The 14,593-nt window shown below is 75.8% G+C and carries 18 protein-coding genes; 15 read left to right on the top strand and 3 right to left on the bottom strand.

Features of this window, described 5'->3' with window-relative positions; genetic code table 11:
• Nucleotides 1–263: 263 nt before the first annotated feature.
• Complete coding sequence (locus V6V16_RS09030; RefSeq protein WP_334561371.1) at nucleotides 264–1,859, top strand: AAA family ATPase; 1,596 nt, start codon at nucleotides 264–266, stop codon at nucleotides 1,857–1,859.
• A 56-nt stretch (nucleotides 1,860–1,915) separates the two neighbouring features.
• Nucleotides 1,916–2,812 carry a DUF2567 domain-containing protein gene (locus tag V6V16_RS09035; RefSeq protein WP_334561372.1) on the top strand — a complete coding sequence of 299 codons (897 nt, stop codon included), beginning with the start codon at nucleotides 1,916–1,918 and terminating at the stop codon, nucleotides 2,810–2,812.
• Here the strand turns inward: V6V16_RS09035 and V6V16_RS09040 are convergent.
• The gene (locus tag V6V16_RS09040) at nucleotides 2,727–3,431 is read right to left on the bottom strand and encodes an LON peptidase substrate-binding domain-containing protein (protein ID WP_334561373.1); all 705 of its coding nucleotides are present in this window, start codon (nucleotides 3,429–3,431) and stop codon (nucleotides 2,727–2,729) included. The genes V6V16_RS09035 and V6V16_RS09040 overlap by 86 nt on opposite strands.
• Nucleotides 3,432–3,536: 105 nt before the next feature.
• On the opposite strand from V6V16_RS09040, the gene hisD reads away from it, so the two are divergent.
• From hisD to hisF, 12 genes are all read left to right on the top strand, one after another.
• The gene (gene hisD / locus V6V16_RS09045) at nucleotides 3,537–4,859 is read left to right on the top strand and encodes a histidinol dehydrogenase (RefSeq protein WP_334561375.1); all 1,323 of its coding nucleotides are present in this window, start codon (nucleotides 3,537–3,539) and stop codon (nucleotides 4,857–4,859) included.
• A complete protein-coding gene (locus V6V16_RS09050; RefSeq protein ID WP_334561376.1) occupies nucleotides 4,856–5,941 on the top strand; it encodes a histidinol-phosphate transaminase in 1,086 nt (361 codons plus the stop codon). The genes hisD and V6V16_RS09050 overlap by 4 nt, the downstream gene beginning before the upstream one ends.
• 37 nt (nucleotides 5,942–5,978) lie before the next feature.
• Nucleotides 5,979–6,590 carry an imidazoleglycerol-phosphate dehydratase HisB gene (gene hisB, locus V6V16_RS09055; protein ID WP_334561378.1) on the top strand — a complete coding sequence of 204 codons (612 nt, stop codon included), beginning with the start codon at nucleotides 5,979–5,981 and terminating at the stop codon, nucleotides 6,588–6,590.
• 120 nt (nucleotides 6,591–6,710) lie between these two features.
• The gene (locus V6V16_RS09060; RefSeq protein WP_334561379.1) at nucleotides 6,711–6,884 is read left to right on the top strand and encodes a hypothetical protein; all 174 of its coding nucleotides are present in this window, start codon (nucleotides 6,711–6,713) and stop codon (nucleotides 6,882–6,884) included.
• Nucleotides 6,881–7,513, top strand: coding sequence for an imidazole glycerol phosphate synthase subunit HisH (hisH, locus tag V6V16_RS09065; protein WP_334561380.1), 633 nt, complete (start codon nucleotides 6,881–6,883; stop codon nucleotides 7,511–7,513). Before V6V16_RS09060 ends, hisH begins: the two co-directional genes overlap by 4 nt.
• 51 nt (nucleotides 7,514–7,564) lie before the next feature.
• Nucleotides 7,565–7,888, top strand: coding sequence for a hypothetical protein (locus V6V16_RS09070; protein ID WP_334561382.1), 324 nt, complete (start codon nucleotides 7,565–7,567; stop codon nucleotides 7,886–7,888).
• Between the two features lie 17 nt (nucleotides 7,889–7,905).
• Nucleotides 7,906–8,631 carry a bifunctional 1-(5-phosphoribosyl)-5-((5-phosphoribosylamino)methylideneamino)imidazole-4-carboxamide isomerase/phosphoribosylanthranilate isomerase PriA gene (priA, locus tag V6V16_RS09075; protein WP_334561383.1) on the top strand — a complete coding sequence of 242 codons (726 nt, stop codon included), beginning with the start codon at nucleotides 7,906–7,908 and terminating at the stop codon, nucleotides 8,629–8,631.
• Nucleotides 8,628–9,017 (top strand): RidA family protein, encoded by a 390-nt coding sequence (locus V6V16_RS09080; RefSeq protein ID WP_334561384.1) that lies wholly within the window; start codon nucleotides 8,628–8,630, stop codon nucleotides 9,015–9,017. Before priA ends, V6V16_RS09080 begins: the two co-directional genes overlap by 4 nt.
• 78 nt (nucleotides 9,018–9,095) lie before the next feature.
• The gene (locus V6V16_RS09085; RefSeq protein WP_334561385.1) at nucleotides 9,096–9,539 is read left to right on the top strand and encodes a MarR family winged helix-turn-helix transcriptional regulator; all 444 of its coding nucleotides are present in this window, start codon (nucleotides 9,096–9,098) and stop codon (nucleotides 9,537–9,539) included.
• A 5-nt stretch (nucleotides 9,540–9,544) separates the two neighbouring features.
• Complete coding sequence (locus V6V16_RS09090) at nucleotides 9,545–9,970, top strand: organic hydroperoxide resistance protein (RefSeq protein WP_334561459.1); 426 nt, start codon at nucleotides 9,545–9,547, stop codon at nucleotides 9,968–9,970.
• The gene (locus V6V16_RS09095; protein WP_334561386.1) at nucleotides 9,967–10,968 is read left to right on the top strand and encodes an NADP-dependent oxidoreductase; all 1,002 of its coding nucleotides are present in this window, start codon (nucleotides 9,967–9,969) and stop codon (nucleotides 10,966–10,968) included. The genes V6V16_RS09090 and V6V16_RS09095 overlap by 4 nt, the downstream gene beginning before the upstream one ends.
• A 97-nt stretch (nucleotides 10,969–11,065) precedes the next feature.
• Nucleotides 11,066–11,833: an imidazole glycerol phosphate synthase subunit HisF gene (hisF, locus tag V6V16_RS09100; protein ID WP_334561387.1), complete on the top strand. Its 768-nt coding sequence runs from the start codon at nucleotides 11,066–11,068 to the stop codon at nucleotides 11,831–11,833.
• 23 nt (nucleotides 11,834–11,856) lie between these two features.
• Here the strand turns inward: hisF and V6V16_RS09105 are convergent, their stop codons facing one another.
• Entirely contained in the window at nucleotides 11,857–12,318 is a 462-nt protein-coding gene (locus tag V6V16_RS09105; protein ID WP_334561388.1) for a hypothetical protein, read from the bottom strand.
• Between the two features lie 95 nt (nucleotides 12,319–12,413).
• Complete coding sequence (gene yczE, locus V6V16_RS09110; protein ID WP_334561389.1) at nucleotides 12,414–13,067, bottom strand: membrane protein YczE; 654 nt, start codon at nucleotides 13,065–13,067, stop codon at nucleotides 12,414–12,416.
• Between the two features lie 58 nt (nucleotides 13,068–13,125).
• Here yczE and yczR point away from each other — a divergent pair, with 58 nt between their 5' ends.
• A complete protein-coding gene (yczR, locus tag V6V16_RS09115) occupies nucleotides 13,126–14,583 on the top strand; it encodes a MocR-like transcription factor YczR (RefSeq protein WP_334561391.1) in 1,458 nt (485 codons plus the stop codon).
• The last annotated feature ends 10 nt before the right edge of the window (nucleotides 14,584–14,593 follow it).

A 14,593-nucleotide genomic window follows, 5' to 3' on the forward strand; every position in this document is an offset into this window, starting at 1 on the left:
CGGCCCGGTCGGGCCGCGGGCGGTGGCCCGGGCGGGACCGGCGCCGCGAGGATGGGCGAAACGTCGGAACCCGCACCGGACGTGACGGAATCGTCACGCGCTCCGGCGCGGCCGGCGCCCGGCGGTGCCCCGCCGGCGGGGCCGTCGACCTCGACAGACGTCGGCGGCCCGGCGTCCGGGCGGGGACGCGAGACGAAACCGGAGGTGCGTAGACGGGTGTGGTCCGAATAGGGTTTCGTTCGTAGCCTGTCAGACGGGCATCGATGGCGCTGGGAGGGCGGGCCGTGGAGGGCAGCGAGACCGGCTGGGGGCGGCCGGCCGAACCAGCACCGCGGTGGCGGGCGCTGCTCGACCGGGCCCGGCACGGTGGCCGCACGGCCGAACAGGCCGAGGCCGACCGGCACGCCGAGCCGCCGCCCCTGCCCCCGGAGCCGCTGCCGCGCCGCTCGTCGGGGAACGGCTACGCGGCGCGGGTGCCGGCCATCGGGCGGGTCGCCGAGCCGCCGCCGTACCCGCCGGAACCGGGCCCGGCGTACCCCTCGGAACCGGGCCCGGCGTACCCCTCGGAACCGGGCCCGGCGTACCCGCCGGAGCCGGGTCCGGCGTACGGCACGGAGTTCGGTCGTCCGGTGGACCCGGGCTACCGGGCCGAGGCCAGCTACCGGGTCGAGCCGGCGTACCGGGTGGACCCGGACTACCCGGCCCGGCCGGCGTACCCGGAGCAGCCGGTCGAGCCGACCTACCGGGCGGCCCCGGAGCACCCGGTCGAGGCGGCGTACCGGGTACCGCGCCAACCCTCGCCGCCCCGCGTCGAGCCCGAGCCGCGCCGGGCGGTGGAGCCGATCGAGTCCCGCTACGCGGTGCTGGACAACGGCTACCGCCGGGAGCCGCCGCCGATCGAGTCCCGCTACGCGGTGCTGGACAACGGCTACCGGCGGCCGCCGGCGCACCAGGCGCCGCCCCCGCCACCACCGGCCCCGCCCGCCGCGCCGGTGGTCGCCGAGCGGGGCTACCCGGCCCGCGTCGAGTGGCGCCCGCGCGGCACCGAGAGCGAGCTGGAGCGCGCCGCCGGGGTGCTCCGCCGCGACCTGGGCACCCCCCGGGTGCTCGCCTTCGCGAACCCGAAGGGCGGCGTGCACAAGACCACCGCCACGGTGCTGGCCGCGGCGACCGTCGGCAGCGTACGCGGGCGCGGCGTGCTGGCCTGGGACGACAACGAGCTGCGCGGCACCCTGGGGCTGCGCGCCGGCAGCGCCCGGCACGCCCGGACCATCCGGCACCTGGTGAGCGATCTCGCGCACGTCGAGATCAAGGAGGGCCCCGAGCTGCTGGAGCACCTGGACGACTACCTGCGGCACGCCTCCGACGGCTCGTACGACGTGCTGGCCGGCGAGGAGAGCCCGCGGTTCGCCCAGCGGCTCGACCAGTTCACGGTCCGGCGGGTGCTGGAGCTGCTGCGACGCACCCACGACGTGGTCTGCGTGGACACCGGCAACAACGTGGAGAGCGCCAACTGGCGCACCGTGATGCAGGCGGCGGACCAGCTCGTGGTGACCACCGTGCCGCGCGAGGACGCCGCGTTCAGCGCCGACTGGATGCTCGACCTGCTGCACGAGGTGGGGATGGGCGAGCTGGCCGACAACGCGGTCACGCTGATCTCCTGCCCGACGCCGGGCCGCTCGGCGTTGCAGGACGACCTGGAGCGGCACTTCGCCACCCGTACCCGGGCCGTCGCCGTGGTGCCGTACGACCCGGCGCTGGAAACCGGCTCGTCGATCGAGTACCACCAGCTCCAGCAGGAGACCCGGCAGGCGTGGCTGAAGGCCGCGGCCGTGATGCTGGAGCCGTTCGCCCACTGAGCGGGTGTGCCGCCACCGGCCACCCACGCCGCCCACCGGCCTGAGAGGATCACCGGGTGAGCGCGGACACCCCCGAACCCGACCGGCCCGGTCGCCGGACCGACGAGCCGGGGGCACCGGTGACGTGGTCGGCACCCGACCCGCCGCCCCCCGGCGCCCCGGCGGACCCCCACGCCGCCCGCAACCGGGAGCCCGGCGGGTACGACGGCACCGGAGCGCCCGCGTACGGCGGCGCGGCGGGGTACCCCGCCGACGGCACCGGCCTGGTGTACGCCGCCGGGTACCCGGCGGTGCCGGCCGAGCCGGACCTGCCGCGCGGGCGGGCGGTGCGGCTCGCCCTGCTGGTGGTGCTCGCGGCGAGCGTGCTCGGGGTGCCGCTCGGGCTGCTCTGGGCCGTGCTCGCGCCGGACACGCCGGTGCTGAAGGTCGCCGACGGCGCCGTCTACGCCGAGCCGCAGCCGGAGCAGCCGATCGCCGCCGACGGCTGGTTCAGCCTGCTCGGGCTGGGCTTCGGGGTGCTCGTGGCGCTCGCGTCGTGGTTCCTGCTGCGCCGGGTGCGCGGGCCCGTGGGCCTGCTCGCCGCGGTGCTCGGCGGGTTCGGCGCGGCGCTGGTCGCCTGGCAGGCCGGCCGCCGGGTGGGGCTGGCCGGCTACGAGCGGCTGCTGGAGACCGCGGCGACCGGCCGGGCCTTCGGCAAGCCGGCCGACCTGCGGGCCGGTGGGATCGACTGGTGGCTCGGCGTGCTGCCGGTGCCGCACGGCAACCTGCTGCTGGCCGCGTTCGGCGCGGCCGTGACGTACACCCTGCTGGCCGGCTGGTCCCGCTGGCCGTCGCTGCGCCCGGAGCCGGAGCCGGACGGCCCGGGGCTCAGTTGGGGGTCGGCGGGGACGCCAGCTCCGCCAGCGGCACCGGAACCGCCCGCACCTGGCGCAGCAGCGCCGCCTCGCGGTTGAGCAGCCGCAGCTCGGCGCGGAGCCGGGCGGCGGTGTCGTCGATGGCGAGCAGCCGCTGCCGGTCGGCCACGGTCAGCACGGCCGTCGCCGCGACCAGGTGCGACAGCACCGTCGGATCCTCCGGCAACTGCTCGGAGAGCTCCTCCGGGTCGGCGCGGACCAGGCCCAGGTACTGCCGGAACACGGCGATGACCCGGGCGGCGAGCAGGTCGGCGGCCTCGTCGGGCCCGGCCGGCTCGGGCAGCCACTCCACGTCGGCGGTGAGGTAGGGCTCGGTGTCGCGGTCGACGTCGGCGATGCGGAACCTGCGCTTGCCCACCGTGACGATGTCGAAGCCGCCGTCGGGACGCTCGGCGACCTGCCGCAGCTCGGCGGTGCAGCCCACCTCGTGCAGGGTGACGTCGTCACCGCCGGGCAGCGGCCGGCCGTCCGGCCCGGTCGGGGTGACCTCCCAGCCGGCCCGGATGGCCACCACGCCGAACTCGCGCGGGGCGTCGGCGGGCAGCGCGACCAGGTGCCGGACGAGGGCCTGGTAGCGCTCCTCGAAGATGTGCAACGGCAGCACCAGGCCGGGGAAGAGGACCGTTCCGAGCGGAAACACCGGCAGCCGCGCAGTCACGCGTCGAGCGTATCCCGATCCCGTGGCGGCGGCGTGTCCCGGCTCACCGTCCCGGCGTACGGGCGGCCCGGCCGGCCTCCGGACGGGCCGCCTAGACTCGCAAGGGTGTTGAACCGGATCGACCTGCGCGGCGGCGTGCGTGACCCGCGCCGCCTGCTGCCCCGTGCCCAGCTCGACGTCTCCGTGGCCGTCGAGAGGATCCGCCCGCTCGTGGAGGCGGTCCGGGAGCATGGTTACCCCGCGATCCGGGAGGCCAGCGAGCGTTTCGACGGGGTCTCGCCGGAGGTGCTGCGGGTGCCCGTCGAGGCGATCGCCGAGGCGGAGGGGTCCCTCGATCCCGAGGTGCGCGCCGCGCTGCTGGAGTCGATCGCCCGGGCCCGCCGGGTCCACGACGACCAGCGGCGCACCGACCACACCACCCAGGTGGTGCCGGGCGGCACGGTGACCGAGCGCTGGGTGCCGGTGGACCGGGTCGGCCTCTACGTCCCCGGCGGCCTCGCGATGTACCCGTCGACCGTGGTGATGAACGTGGTGCCCGCCCAGGCGGCCGGGGTGCGTTCGTTGGTCGTGGCCAGCCCGCCGCAGAAGGACAACGGCGGCCTGCCCGACCCCCGGGTGCTCGCGGCCTGCGCCCTGCTCGGCGTCGACGAGGTCTACGCCGTCGGCGGCGCCCAGGCGGTGGCGATGCTGGCGTACGGCGCGGCGGTCGACGCCCGGGGCAGCGTCCGCTGCGACCCGGTCGACATGATCACCGGCCCGGGCAACATCTGGGTGACCGCCGCCAAGCGGCTGCTGCGCGGCGTCGTCGGCATCGACGCCGAGGCCGGCCCGACCGAGATCGCCATCCTGGCCGACGACACCGCGGACCCGGCGCACGTCGCGGCCGACCTGGTCAGCCAGGCCGAGCACGACCCCCTCGCGGCCAGCGTGCTGGTCACCCCGTCGGTCGAACTGGTCGAGGCGGTCGAGCGGGAGCTGGCCCGGCAGGTGCCGGCCACCAAGCACGCCGAGCGGGTCACCACCGCGCTCACCGGCGAGCAGAGCGGCGTGGTGCTGGTCGACGACCTCGACGCCGGGCTGCGGGTGGTCGACGCGTACGCGGCCGAGCACCTGGAGATCCAGACCCGGGACGCCCGCGAGTGGGCGCTGCGGGTGCGCAACGCCGGGGCGATCTTCGTCGGCGCCTGGTCGCCGGTGTCGCTCGGCGACTACTGCGCCGGCTCCAACCACGTGCTGCCCACCGGCGGCTGCGCCCGGCACTCCTCCGGGTTGTCGGTGCAGTCCTTCCTGCGCGGCATCCACCTGGTCGACTACTCCGAGCAGGCGCTGCGCGAGGTGGCCCCGCACGTGGTCACCCTGGCCGGCGTCGAGGACCTGCCCGCGCACGGGCGGGCGGTCCAGGTGCGCTTCCCGGGGGGCCTGGCGTGACCACGCTGGACGACCTGCCGCTCCGCGACGACCTGCGGGGACTGTCGCCGTACGGGGCGCCGCAGCTCGACGTGCCGGTGCGGCTGAACACCAACGAGAACTCGTACCCGCTGCCGGAGCCGGTGGTGGACGCGATCGGCAAGGCCCTCGCGGCGGAGCTGCGCGACCTCAACCGCTACCCGGACCGCGACGCCGTGGCGCTCCGCGCCGAGCTGGCCGGTTACCTGGGCCACGGGCTCACCGCCGAGCAGGTGTGGGCGGCCAACGGCTCCAACGAGATCCAGCAGCAGCTGCTCCAGGCGTTCGGCGGGCCGGGGCGCACGGCGCTCGGCTTCACCCCGGCGTACTCGATGCACCCGCTGCTGGCGCTCGGCACCGGCACCCGGTGGGTGCCGGCCCGGCGCGGCGTCGACTTCGGGCTGACCGCCGACGAGGCGGTGGCCCAGGTCCGCGAGCACGCCCCCGACGTGGTCTTCCTCTGCTCGCCGAACAACCCGACCGGCACCGCCCTGGACCCGGCGGTGGTCGCCGCGGTGCTGGACGCCGCGCCGGGCATGGTGGTGGTCGACGAGGCGTACGCCGAGTTCGCCCGGCCCGGCACGGTCAGCGCCCTGGCGGTGCTGCCCGGGCACCCCCGGCTGGTGGTGACCCGGACGATGAGCAAGGCGTTCGGGTTCGCCGGCGGCCGGCTGGGCTACCTGGCCGCCGACCCGGCGGTGGTGGCGGCGGTGCAGCTGGTCCGGCTGCCGTACCACCTCTCGGCGCTCACCCAGGCCGCGGCCCGGGCGGCGCTGGCGCACCGCGACACCCTCCTCGGCACGGTGGCCGCGATCAGCGGGCAGCGGGACCGGATCGTGGCCCGGCTGCGCGGGCGCGGGTTCCGGGTCGCCGACAGCGACGCCAACTTCGTGCTCTTCGAGGTCGGGGGCGACCAGGCCGCCGCCTGGCGCACCCTGCTCGACGCCGGGGTGCTGGTGCGCGACGTCGGCCTGCCGGGCTGGCTGCGGGTCACCGCCGGCACCCCCGCCGAGACCGACGCGTTCCTGACCGCCGTGGAGAAGCTCCGGCGGGGGCACGAGTGAGACCGCGAGCCCCGCAGCCGCGACCGAGAGGTGAGCAATGAGCCGGACCGCCCGCGTGGAGCGGATCACCAAGGAGACCGAGGTCCTCGTCGAGATCGACCTCGACGGCACCGGCCGGGCCGAGATCGGCACCGGGGTCGGCTTCTACGACCACATGCTGCACCAGATCGCCCGGCACGGCGGCTTCGACCTGACCGTGCGCACGGTGGGTGACCTGGAGATCGACGCGCACCACACGATGGAGGACACCGCCCTCGCCCTGGGCGCCGCGTTCGACCAGGCGCTGGGGGACAAGGCCGGCATCCGGCGGTACGGCTCGGCGACCGTGCCGATGGACGAGGTCCTCGTCCGGGCCGCGGTCGACCTCTCCGGCCGCCCGTACGTGGTGCACGACGAGCCGGCGCTGGCGCCGTACATCGGGCCGGTCTACCCGACCAGCATGACCCGCCACATCTGGGAGTCCTTCGGCCAGGCGGCCCGGATCACCCTGCACGTGGACGTCCTGCGGGCGGCCCGCCCGGGCGGCCACCCGGACGCCCACCACGTGGTGGAGGCACAGTTCAAGGCGGTGTCCCGCGCGCTGCGCGAGGCCACGGCCGTTGACCCCCGCGCGGCGGGCGCGATCCCCAGCACGAAGGGAGCCCTGTGAGCGTGAGCGCGAGGAACGCAGCGCAGCGGAGTCCCGCGGCCGCGAACGGAAGGTGGGCCCGGTGAGCGCGAGGAACGCAGCGCAGCGGAGTCCCGCGGCCGCGAACGGAAGGCGGATCTGATGGGCGGGGTGCTGCCGACGTTGCTGCTGATCCTGGCCGGCGTGCTGGTCGGCGGGACGTGGTCGCTGCACAAGCAGGGCGCGCCGCGCGGGGCGGTGGTCGTCACCGCGCTGCTCGCCGTGCTGGCCACGGCGGGCGGGGTGCTCTGGCTGCTGCCGGGGGAGGGCGCATGAGCCGGGTGGTGGTGCTCGACTACGGCTCGGGCAACCTGCGCTCGGCGGAGCGTGCCCTGGCCCGCGTCGGCGCGGACGTGACGGTGACCGACGACCTGGGCGCCGCCGCCGAGGCGGACGGACTGGTGGTGCCGGGCGTGGGCGCGTACGCCGCCTGCATGGCGGGGATCGAGGCGCTCGGCGCCGGGCCGGTGATCGCGGAGCGGGTCGCCGCCGGCCGTCCGGTGCTGGGCATCTGCGTGGGCATGCAGGTGCTCTTCGAGCACGGCGAGGAGCACGGGGTGGTGACGAAGGGCCTCGGGCTGCTGCCCGGCGGGGTGACGCGGCTGGCCGCCGAGCGGCTGCCGCACATGGGCTGGAACACCGTCGCCCCGCCGGCGGGGTCGGCGCTCTTCGCCGGCCTCCCCGCCGACAGCCGGTTCTACTTCGTGCACTCGTACGGGGTCGGGGACCCGGCTGCGCTGGCGGCCGCCGGTGCCACGGTCACCACCGCGCACCACGGGACGGACTTCGTGGCGGCCGTGGAGCGCGGTCCGCTCCGCGCCGCGCAGTTCCACCCGGAGAAGTCCGCCGACAACGGCGCCGCGCTGCTGCGCAACTGGCTCGCCACGTTCTCCACCGGTGACTGAGCGGCGTCGGGGCCCGGCGGGTCCGCGCCCGTGCGCCCGCAGGGGCACGCGGTGAGCAAGGAGCGGGCCCGGCGCCGGGCGGCCCGCGAGGCCCAGGTCGCGCGGGAACGGGCCGTCCGGGAGCGGCGGGCGACCCGGCGGGCACGCCGCCGGGCGCTGCTCCGGCGGATGACGCCGTCGCTGCGGCGGGGGCGGACGGGCCGGCTGCCCCGGCACAGCCGCGGCGAGCGTGCCGCCATCGTGCTGCTGACCCTGGCGGCGATGGCCCTGATCTGGACCTTCGTCGACGATCTGGCGCTACGGATCGCGCTGGTCGTGCTGTTGCTGCTCGTACTGCCGGCGATCGTGGTGATCGCCCTGGACCGTCGCACCTGACTTCGAGGAGAAATACCGTGAGCCTCACCCTGTTGCCCGCCGTGGACGTCGCCGACGGCCAGGCCGTCCGTCTCGTGCAGGGCGCCGCCGGCAGCGAGACGACGTACGGCGACCCGCTGGAGGCCGCGCTGGCCTGGCAGCGGGACGGTGCGGAGTGGATCCACCTGGTCGACCTCGACGCCGCGTTCGGCCGGGGCTCCAACGCACACCTGCTGGCCGAGGTGGTGCGGCAGCTCGACGTGAAGGTGGAGCTCTCCGGCGGCATCCGCGACGACGAGTCGTTGCACGCGGCGCTCGGCACCGGGGCCGCCCGGGTGAACATCGGCACCGCCGCCCTGGAGGACCCGGTCTGGTGCGACCGGGTGTGCGGGGAGTACGGCGACCGGGTGGCGATCGGGCTGGACGTGCGGGGTCGTACCCTCTCCGCCCGGGGCTGGACCCGCGACGGCGGCGACCTCTTCGAGGTGCTGGAGCGGCTGGACAAGGCGGGTGCGACGCGGTACGTGGTCACCGACATCACCAAGGACGGCACCATGCGTGGGCCGAACCTGGACCTGCTGCGTGAGGTCTGTGCCCGCACCGACGCCCCGGTGATCGCCTCGGGCGGCGTCTCCACCCTGGACGACCTGCGGGCGCTGGCCGGCCTGGAGTCGATCGGGGTGGAGGGCGTGATCGCCGGCAAGGCCCTCTACGCGGGCGCCTTCACCGTGGCGCAGGCGCTGGAAACGCTGGCGGCGGCGTGACCGTCACCCGGCTCGGCTCGGGCGGCCCGTGGGAGTCGCTGTACGGCTATTCCCGGGTGGTCCGCGCCGGGGACCTGGCCTGGACCGCCGGCTGCACCTCCACCGTGCAGGGTGTGGTCACCCACGTCGGCGACGCGGCGGCGCAGACCGCGCAGGCCCTGCGGATCGGGCTGGACGCGCTCGCCGAGGTGGGCGCGGCTCCCGGCGACGTGGTGCGGACCCGGATGTACGTCACCGACCGGACGTACGCCGACGAGGTGGGCCGGGCGCACAACGCGGTGTTCGGCGCCGTCCGTCCGGCGGCCACCATGGTGGTGGTGGCCGGGCTGCTCGATCCCGACCATCTCGTCGAGGTCGAGCTGGAGGCGTATCTCGGCGACCGCTGAGCCGCCGCGGCGGTGGTACCCGGCCGCCGCGCGCCCCGATAAGTTGTGCGCAATCTAATTGTGGGCTACGGTACTCTGGTGACCGACGACCTGGTGCTGCGCCGGCAGGTGTGCTTCGCGCTCTACGCCGCGTCGCGTGCCCTCACCGACGTCTACCGGCCGGTCCTCGACGAGTTCGGCCTGACCTACCCGCAGTACCTGGTGCTGCTGGTGCTCTGGGAGCGCGACGAGGCCCCCACGGTCTCCGAGCTCGGCGCCGCCCTGCGGCTGGACTCCGGCACGCTCTCGCCGCTGCTCAAGCGGCTGGAGGGGGCGGGGCTCGTCGTCCGGACCCGGTCGGCGCGCGACGAGCGGCGGGTGGAGGTGGGCCTGACCGACGACGGACGGGCCCTGCGGCAGCGGATGGGCGAGGTGCCCCCGCGGGTCGCCCGCGCCACGGGCCTCACCGAGGCGGAGCTGGTCGCCCTGCGCGACACCCTCACCCGGGTCACGGAGACGATCCACCGACAGAAGGAGCAGTGATCACCATGCAGGTGCTCTACACCGCGTCCGCCCGGGCCACCGGGGACGGTCGGGACGGCAACGTCCGTACCTCCGACGGCACCGTCGACCTCGCGCTGGCCGTCCCGAAGGAGATGGGGGGCGCCGGCGGCGCCGCCAACCCCGAGCAGCTCTTCGCGGCCGGCTACGCCGCCTGCTTCCACTCCGCGCTGCGCCTGGTCGCCCGCAAGGCCCGGGCCGACGTCTCCGGTTCGGTCGTCGAGGCGGAGGTGGGCATCGGCCCCAACGGCACCGGCGGCTTCGGGCTGACCGTCGCCCTCGTGGTCGACCTCCCGGTCGTCGAGCGGGCCGCCGCCGAGGAGCTGCTCGCGCAGGCGCACCAGGTCTGCCCCTACTCCAACGCCACGCGCGGCAACGTCGAGGTCGCCCTCACCGTGCGCGAGGCGCTGTGAGCACCCGCAACCGCGAGATCCACCTCGCCTCCCGGCCGCAGGGCTGGCCGACCGCGGACAACTTCCGGCTCGTCGAGACCGGGGTACCCACCCCCGGGCCGGGGCAGATCGTGGTCCGCAACCGGTACGTGTCGGTCGACCCGTACATGCGGGGGCGGATGAACGACGTCAAGTCGTACGTGCCGCCGTTCGCGCTCGACGCGCCGCTGGACGGCGGGGCGGTCGGCGAGGTCGTGGCCAGCGAGGCCGAGGGCCTGCGGCCCGGCGACACCGTCCTGCACGGCCTCGGCTGGCGCGAGTACGCGCTGCTCGACGCGCGGGCCGCCCGGAAGGTCGATCCCGACCTCGCCCCGGTCACCGCCTACCTGAGCGTGCTGGGCATGACCGGCCTGACCGCGTACGCCGGGCTGCTCGAGGTCGCCGGGATGAAGCCGGGGGAGACCGTCTTCGTCTCCGCCGCCGCCGGTGCGGTGGGCAGCCTGGTCGGCCAGATCGCCAAGCTCCGGGGCGCGGCGCACGTGGTCGGCAGCGCGGGCTCGGCGGCCAAGGTCGAGCGGCTGCGCGCGCTCGGCTTCGACGCCGCGTTCGACTACCACGACGGGCCGGTGCGCGACTCGCTGAAGGCCGCCGCCCCCGACGGCGTCGACGTCTACTTCGACAACGTCGGCGGCGACCACCTGGAGGCGGCGATCTCCGCGATGAAGGTGCACGGCCGGGCCGCGATCTGCGGCATGATCGCGCAGTACAACGACACCGAGCCCCCGGCCGCGCCGCGCAACCTGGCGCTGCTCATCGGCAAGCGGCTCACCCTGCGCGGCTTCCTCGTCGGCGACCACGGCCACCTGCGCGACGAGTTCGTGCGGGAGATGTCCGGCTGGCTGCGCGACGGCAAGCTCTCGTACGACGAGACGGTCGTCGACGGCATCGAGAACGCCCCCGAGGCGTTCCTCGGCCTGCTGCGCGGTGAGAACCTGGGCAAGATGCTCGTGCGGGTGTAGTCCGGGGCGCCCTCGCGACGCCGAGGGCCCCTGTCGGTGGCGGTGGTCGGCCTCACACGCCGCCCGCCGCCGTCCCGGGGAAGGATAGGCTCGCGGCATGACGGTGGCGGTACGGGTCATCCCGTGTCTCGACGTGGACGCCGGTCGGGTGGTCAAGGGGGTTAACTTCCTCGACCTGCGCGACGCCGGCGACCCGGTGCAGCTGGCCGCGGCGTACGACCGGGCCGGCGCGGACGAGCTGACCTTCCTCGACGTCACCGCCTCGTCCAGCGACCGGGGCACCATGCTCGACGTGGTCCGTCGCACGGCGGAGTCGGTCTTCATCCCGCTGACCGTGGGTGGTGGCGTCCGGCGGGTCGCGGACGTCGACACCCTGCTGCGCGCCGGGGCGGACAAGGTCGGGGTGAACACCGCCGCGATCGCCCGCCCCGAGCTGCTCGCCGAGATCGCCGACCGGTTCGGCCGGCAGGTGCTGGTGCTCTCGCTCGACGTGCGGCGCGCGCCCGGGGGTGCGACGCCCAGCGGTTTCGAGGTGACCACCCACGGCGGCCGGCGCGGCACCGGGCTGGACGCGGTCGAGTGGGCCCGCCGCGGCGCCGAGCTGGGCGCGGGCGAGATCCTGCTCAACTCGATGGACGCCGACGGCACCAAGGCCGGCTTCGACCTCGAACTCATCGGCGCGGTGCGGCGGGTGGTCGACGTGCCGGTGGTGGCCAGCGGCGGCGCGGGCGAGGTGGCGCACTTCGCGCCGGCGATCGGCGCCGGCGCGGACGCGGTGCTCGCCGCCAGCGTTTTCCACTTCGGCGAGCTGACCGTCTCGGAGGTCAAGGACGCGCTGCGCGGGGCGGGCCACCCGGTCCGCTGACCGCGCGGTCGGCCTGGTCGGGGTCAGTCGCGGTGGAGCCCGTTCTCCGGGGAACGCCGGGGCGCCGGGATCGACCGCACCACGTACTCCTGGACGGCGGCGGCGTGGTCGTCCTCGTCGAGCTGCCACTCCGCGCTGACCGGGGTGTGCCGCCGGGTGAGCACGCCCTGCACGGTGTCCACGGTGGTGGCCAGCCCGGCGCTCGGACGGGTGCGCCAGAGGCGCTCACCGTCGGCGGTGATCCGGAACCAGCCGTCGCTGACGCTGACCAGCCCGGTCCCGACGAGGCGCCGGACCGCCGCCTCCACCTCGTGCCGTTCGGGGATGGCCTGGTTGAGGTGGTCGGCGGTGGAGAGCACGTCGGCCAGGCGGACGCCCTCGGGGCGGCGGCTGGCCGCGGCGCGGCGGTGCCGTCCCGCGCCGCTGGCGATCACCACCGAGACGAAGATCCAGGCGTCGGTCCAGCGCCATCCGTTCTCCCCCATGCCAGGATTCTGCCGGGCGGGGCGGCCGAAGGGAACACCGGCGCCCCCGCCGCGTGCGGGGACAGGGGTCGCCACGGCCGGGCTGCGGGTGGGGGTCAGGCGGTGGGCAGGGGTACGACCGGGTCCGTGCTGGGGCGCTCCGGCCCGGGCACGGTGAACAGCGGCAGGAAGACCTGCGTCAGCGGGCCGATGGTCAGCGCGTAGGCGACCGTGCCCACGCCCACCGTCCCGCCGAGCAGCCAGCCGAGCGCCAGCACGGTGACCTCGATGACGGTGCGGACGAGCCGCAGGGAGCGGCCGGGCCGGCGGGCGACGTAGCCGGTCATCAGGCCGTCGCGGGGACCGGGCCCGAGACTGGCGCCGAGGTAGAGCCCCGTCGCCGCCCCGTTGGCCACGATGCCGACGACCAGCATCCCGATCCGTACGCCCAGCGGCCCGCCGGTCGGCAGCAGCGCGAGCGTCGCGTCCACCACCAGGCCGATCACCACCACGTTGCTGACCGTGCCGAGGCCGGGTCGCTGGCGCAGGGGTATCCAGAGCAGCAGCACCAGCGCGCCCACCGCGATGGTGACGGTGCCGAACGAGAGGCCGGTCAGCTCGGAGAGGCCCTGGTGGAACACGTCCCACGGGTCCAGGCCGAGCCCCGAGGTGATCATCAGGGCCATGCTCACCCCGTAGAGGACGAGGCCCGCGTAGAGCTGGGTCAGCCGCCGCAGGGGGCGATGCCGAAGATTGCCAATCGCTGCCACTCATGCCACGCTAAAGGCCAATTGGCGGAGCGTAAGAGCCAATCTCGGAGGGGTGGCCATGACCAGTCAGGTTCGGGGCCCTCAATTGGCCCGGCTCCTCGGTCAGTGGCATGCGCTTCCGGGCCGCCGGCGCAGTCCCGACTACGCGGCCCTCGCCGGTGCCGTGCGCGGCCTGCTCGCCGACGGCCGGCTGCCCCTGGGCGTGCGGCTGCCGGCGGAGCGCGAGCTGGCCGAGGCGCTGAGGATCAGCCGGACCACGGTCACGGCCGCGTACCGGCAACTGCGCGAGAGCGGGCACCTGGCCAGCCGGCGGGGGGCCGGCAGCTGGACGATGCTCCCTGGGACCCACCGGGTGGCGAGCACCGGGCTCTGGACCCCGCTGGACGACCGGGACATGATCGATCTCGGGGTCGCCGCGCTCGCCGCGCCGCCGGAGCTGCTACCCGCCGCCCGGGCGGCGGCCGAGGACCTGCCGCGCTACCTCAGCGGTGCCGGCTACCACCCGACCGGAATCATCGAGCTGCGCGAGGCGGTGGCCCACGCCTACACCGGCCGGGGGCTGCCGACCTCGCCCGACCAGATCATGGTCACCAACGGCACCCAGCACGCCCTCGACCTGGTGCTCCGCCTCGCGCTGGCCCCGGGCGGCAGCGTGCTGGTCGAGGCGCCCAGCTACCCGAACGCGCTGGCCGCGCTGGCCGCCCGCCGGGCCCGGATCACCACCCACGGCCTGGCCGTCGAGGAGCCCGGCTGGGACGCCGACCTGCTCCTGGCGGGCCTGCGGCAGGCCCGCCCCAAGCTGGCGTACCTGATCCCGGACTTCCAGAACCCGACCGGCCACCTGATGCCGGCGTCGCTGCGCGAGCGGGTGGTGGCCGCCGCGCACGCCGTCGGCACCGACCTGGTCGTCGACGAGTCCTTCGTCGACCTGCCGCTGGACGGGACGGTGCTGCCCCCGCCGACCGCCAGCTTCGACCGGCACTCCCGGGTGATCACCATCGGGGGGATGAGCAAGCCGTTCTGGGGCGGCCTGCGGATCGGCTGGGTCCGCGCGTCCGCCCCGCAGGTGCAGCGGCTGGCCGCCACCCGGGTCGGCGTCGACATGGCCAGCCCGGTGCTGGACCAGCTCGTCGCCGTCCACCTGCTCGCCGAGGCGCCGGCCATCGTCGCCGCGCGCCGGGCGCAGCTCACCGTCCAGCGGGACGCGCTGCTGGCGGCGCTCGCACAGCGGCTGCCCGAGTGGCGGGTCACCGTCCCGCACGGCGGCGTCACCCTCTGGGCCGAGCTCGACGGCCCGATCTCCAGCGCGCTGGCCCGCGCCGCCGAGGAGGTGGGCGTACGGCTGGCGCCCGGTCCCCGGTTCGGCCTGGACGGCACGCTGGAGCGCTTCCTTCGGTTGCCGTTCACCCTGCCGGCCGCCGACCTGGCGGAGGCGGTGGGCAGGATCGCCGCCGTCCGCTACGACCTGGACCGCGGCGGCCGGTCGCGGTGGCGCGAGGCCGCGGTCATCGCCTGACCCGCGCGGC

The sequence above is a fragment of the Micromonospora sp. CPCC 205561 genome (genome assembly GCF_036906775.1).
Classification (GTDB): domain Bacteria; phylum Actinomycetota; class Actinomycetes; order Mycobacteriales; family Micromonosporaceae; genus Micromonospora.

What these genes read in the sequence shown, in the direction of transcription:
- V6V16_RS09030 (WP_334561371.1), top strand. Translation starts at nt 264, where the DNA reads ATGGCGCTGGGAGGGCGGGCCGTGGAGGGCAGCGAGACCGGCTGGGGG.
- hisB (WP_334561378.1), top strand. Translation starts at nt 5,979, where the DNA reads ATGAGCCGGACCGCCCGCGTGGAGCGGATCACCAAGGAGACCGAGGTC.
- V6V16_RS09060 (WP_334561379.1), top strand. Translation starts at nt 6,711, where the DNA reads ATGGGCGGGGTGCTGCCGACGTTGCTGCTGATCCTGGCCGGCGTGCTG.
- hisH (WP_334561380.1), top strand. Translation starts at nt 6,881, where the DNA reads ATGAGCCGGGTGGTGGTGCTCGACTACGGCTCGGGCAACCTGCGCTCG.
- V6V16_RS09090 (WP_334561459.1), top strand. Translation starts at nt 9,545, where the DNA reads ATGCAGGTGCTCTACACCGCGTCCGCCCGGGCCACCGGGGACGGTCGG.
- hisF (WP_334561387.1), top strand. Translation starts at nt 11,066, where the DNA reads ATGACGGTGGCGGTACGGGTCATCCCGTGTCTCGACGTGGACGCCGGT.
- V6V16_RS09105 (WP_334561388.1), bottom strand. Translation starts at nt 12,318, where the DNA reads ATGGGGGAGAACGGATGGCGCTGGACCGACGCCTGGATCTTCGTCTCG.
- yczR (WP_334561391.1), top strand. Translation starts at nt 13,126, where the DNA reads ATGACCAGTCAGGTTCGGGGCCCTCAATTGGCCCGGCTCCTCGGTCAG.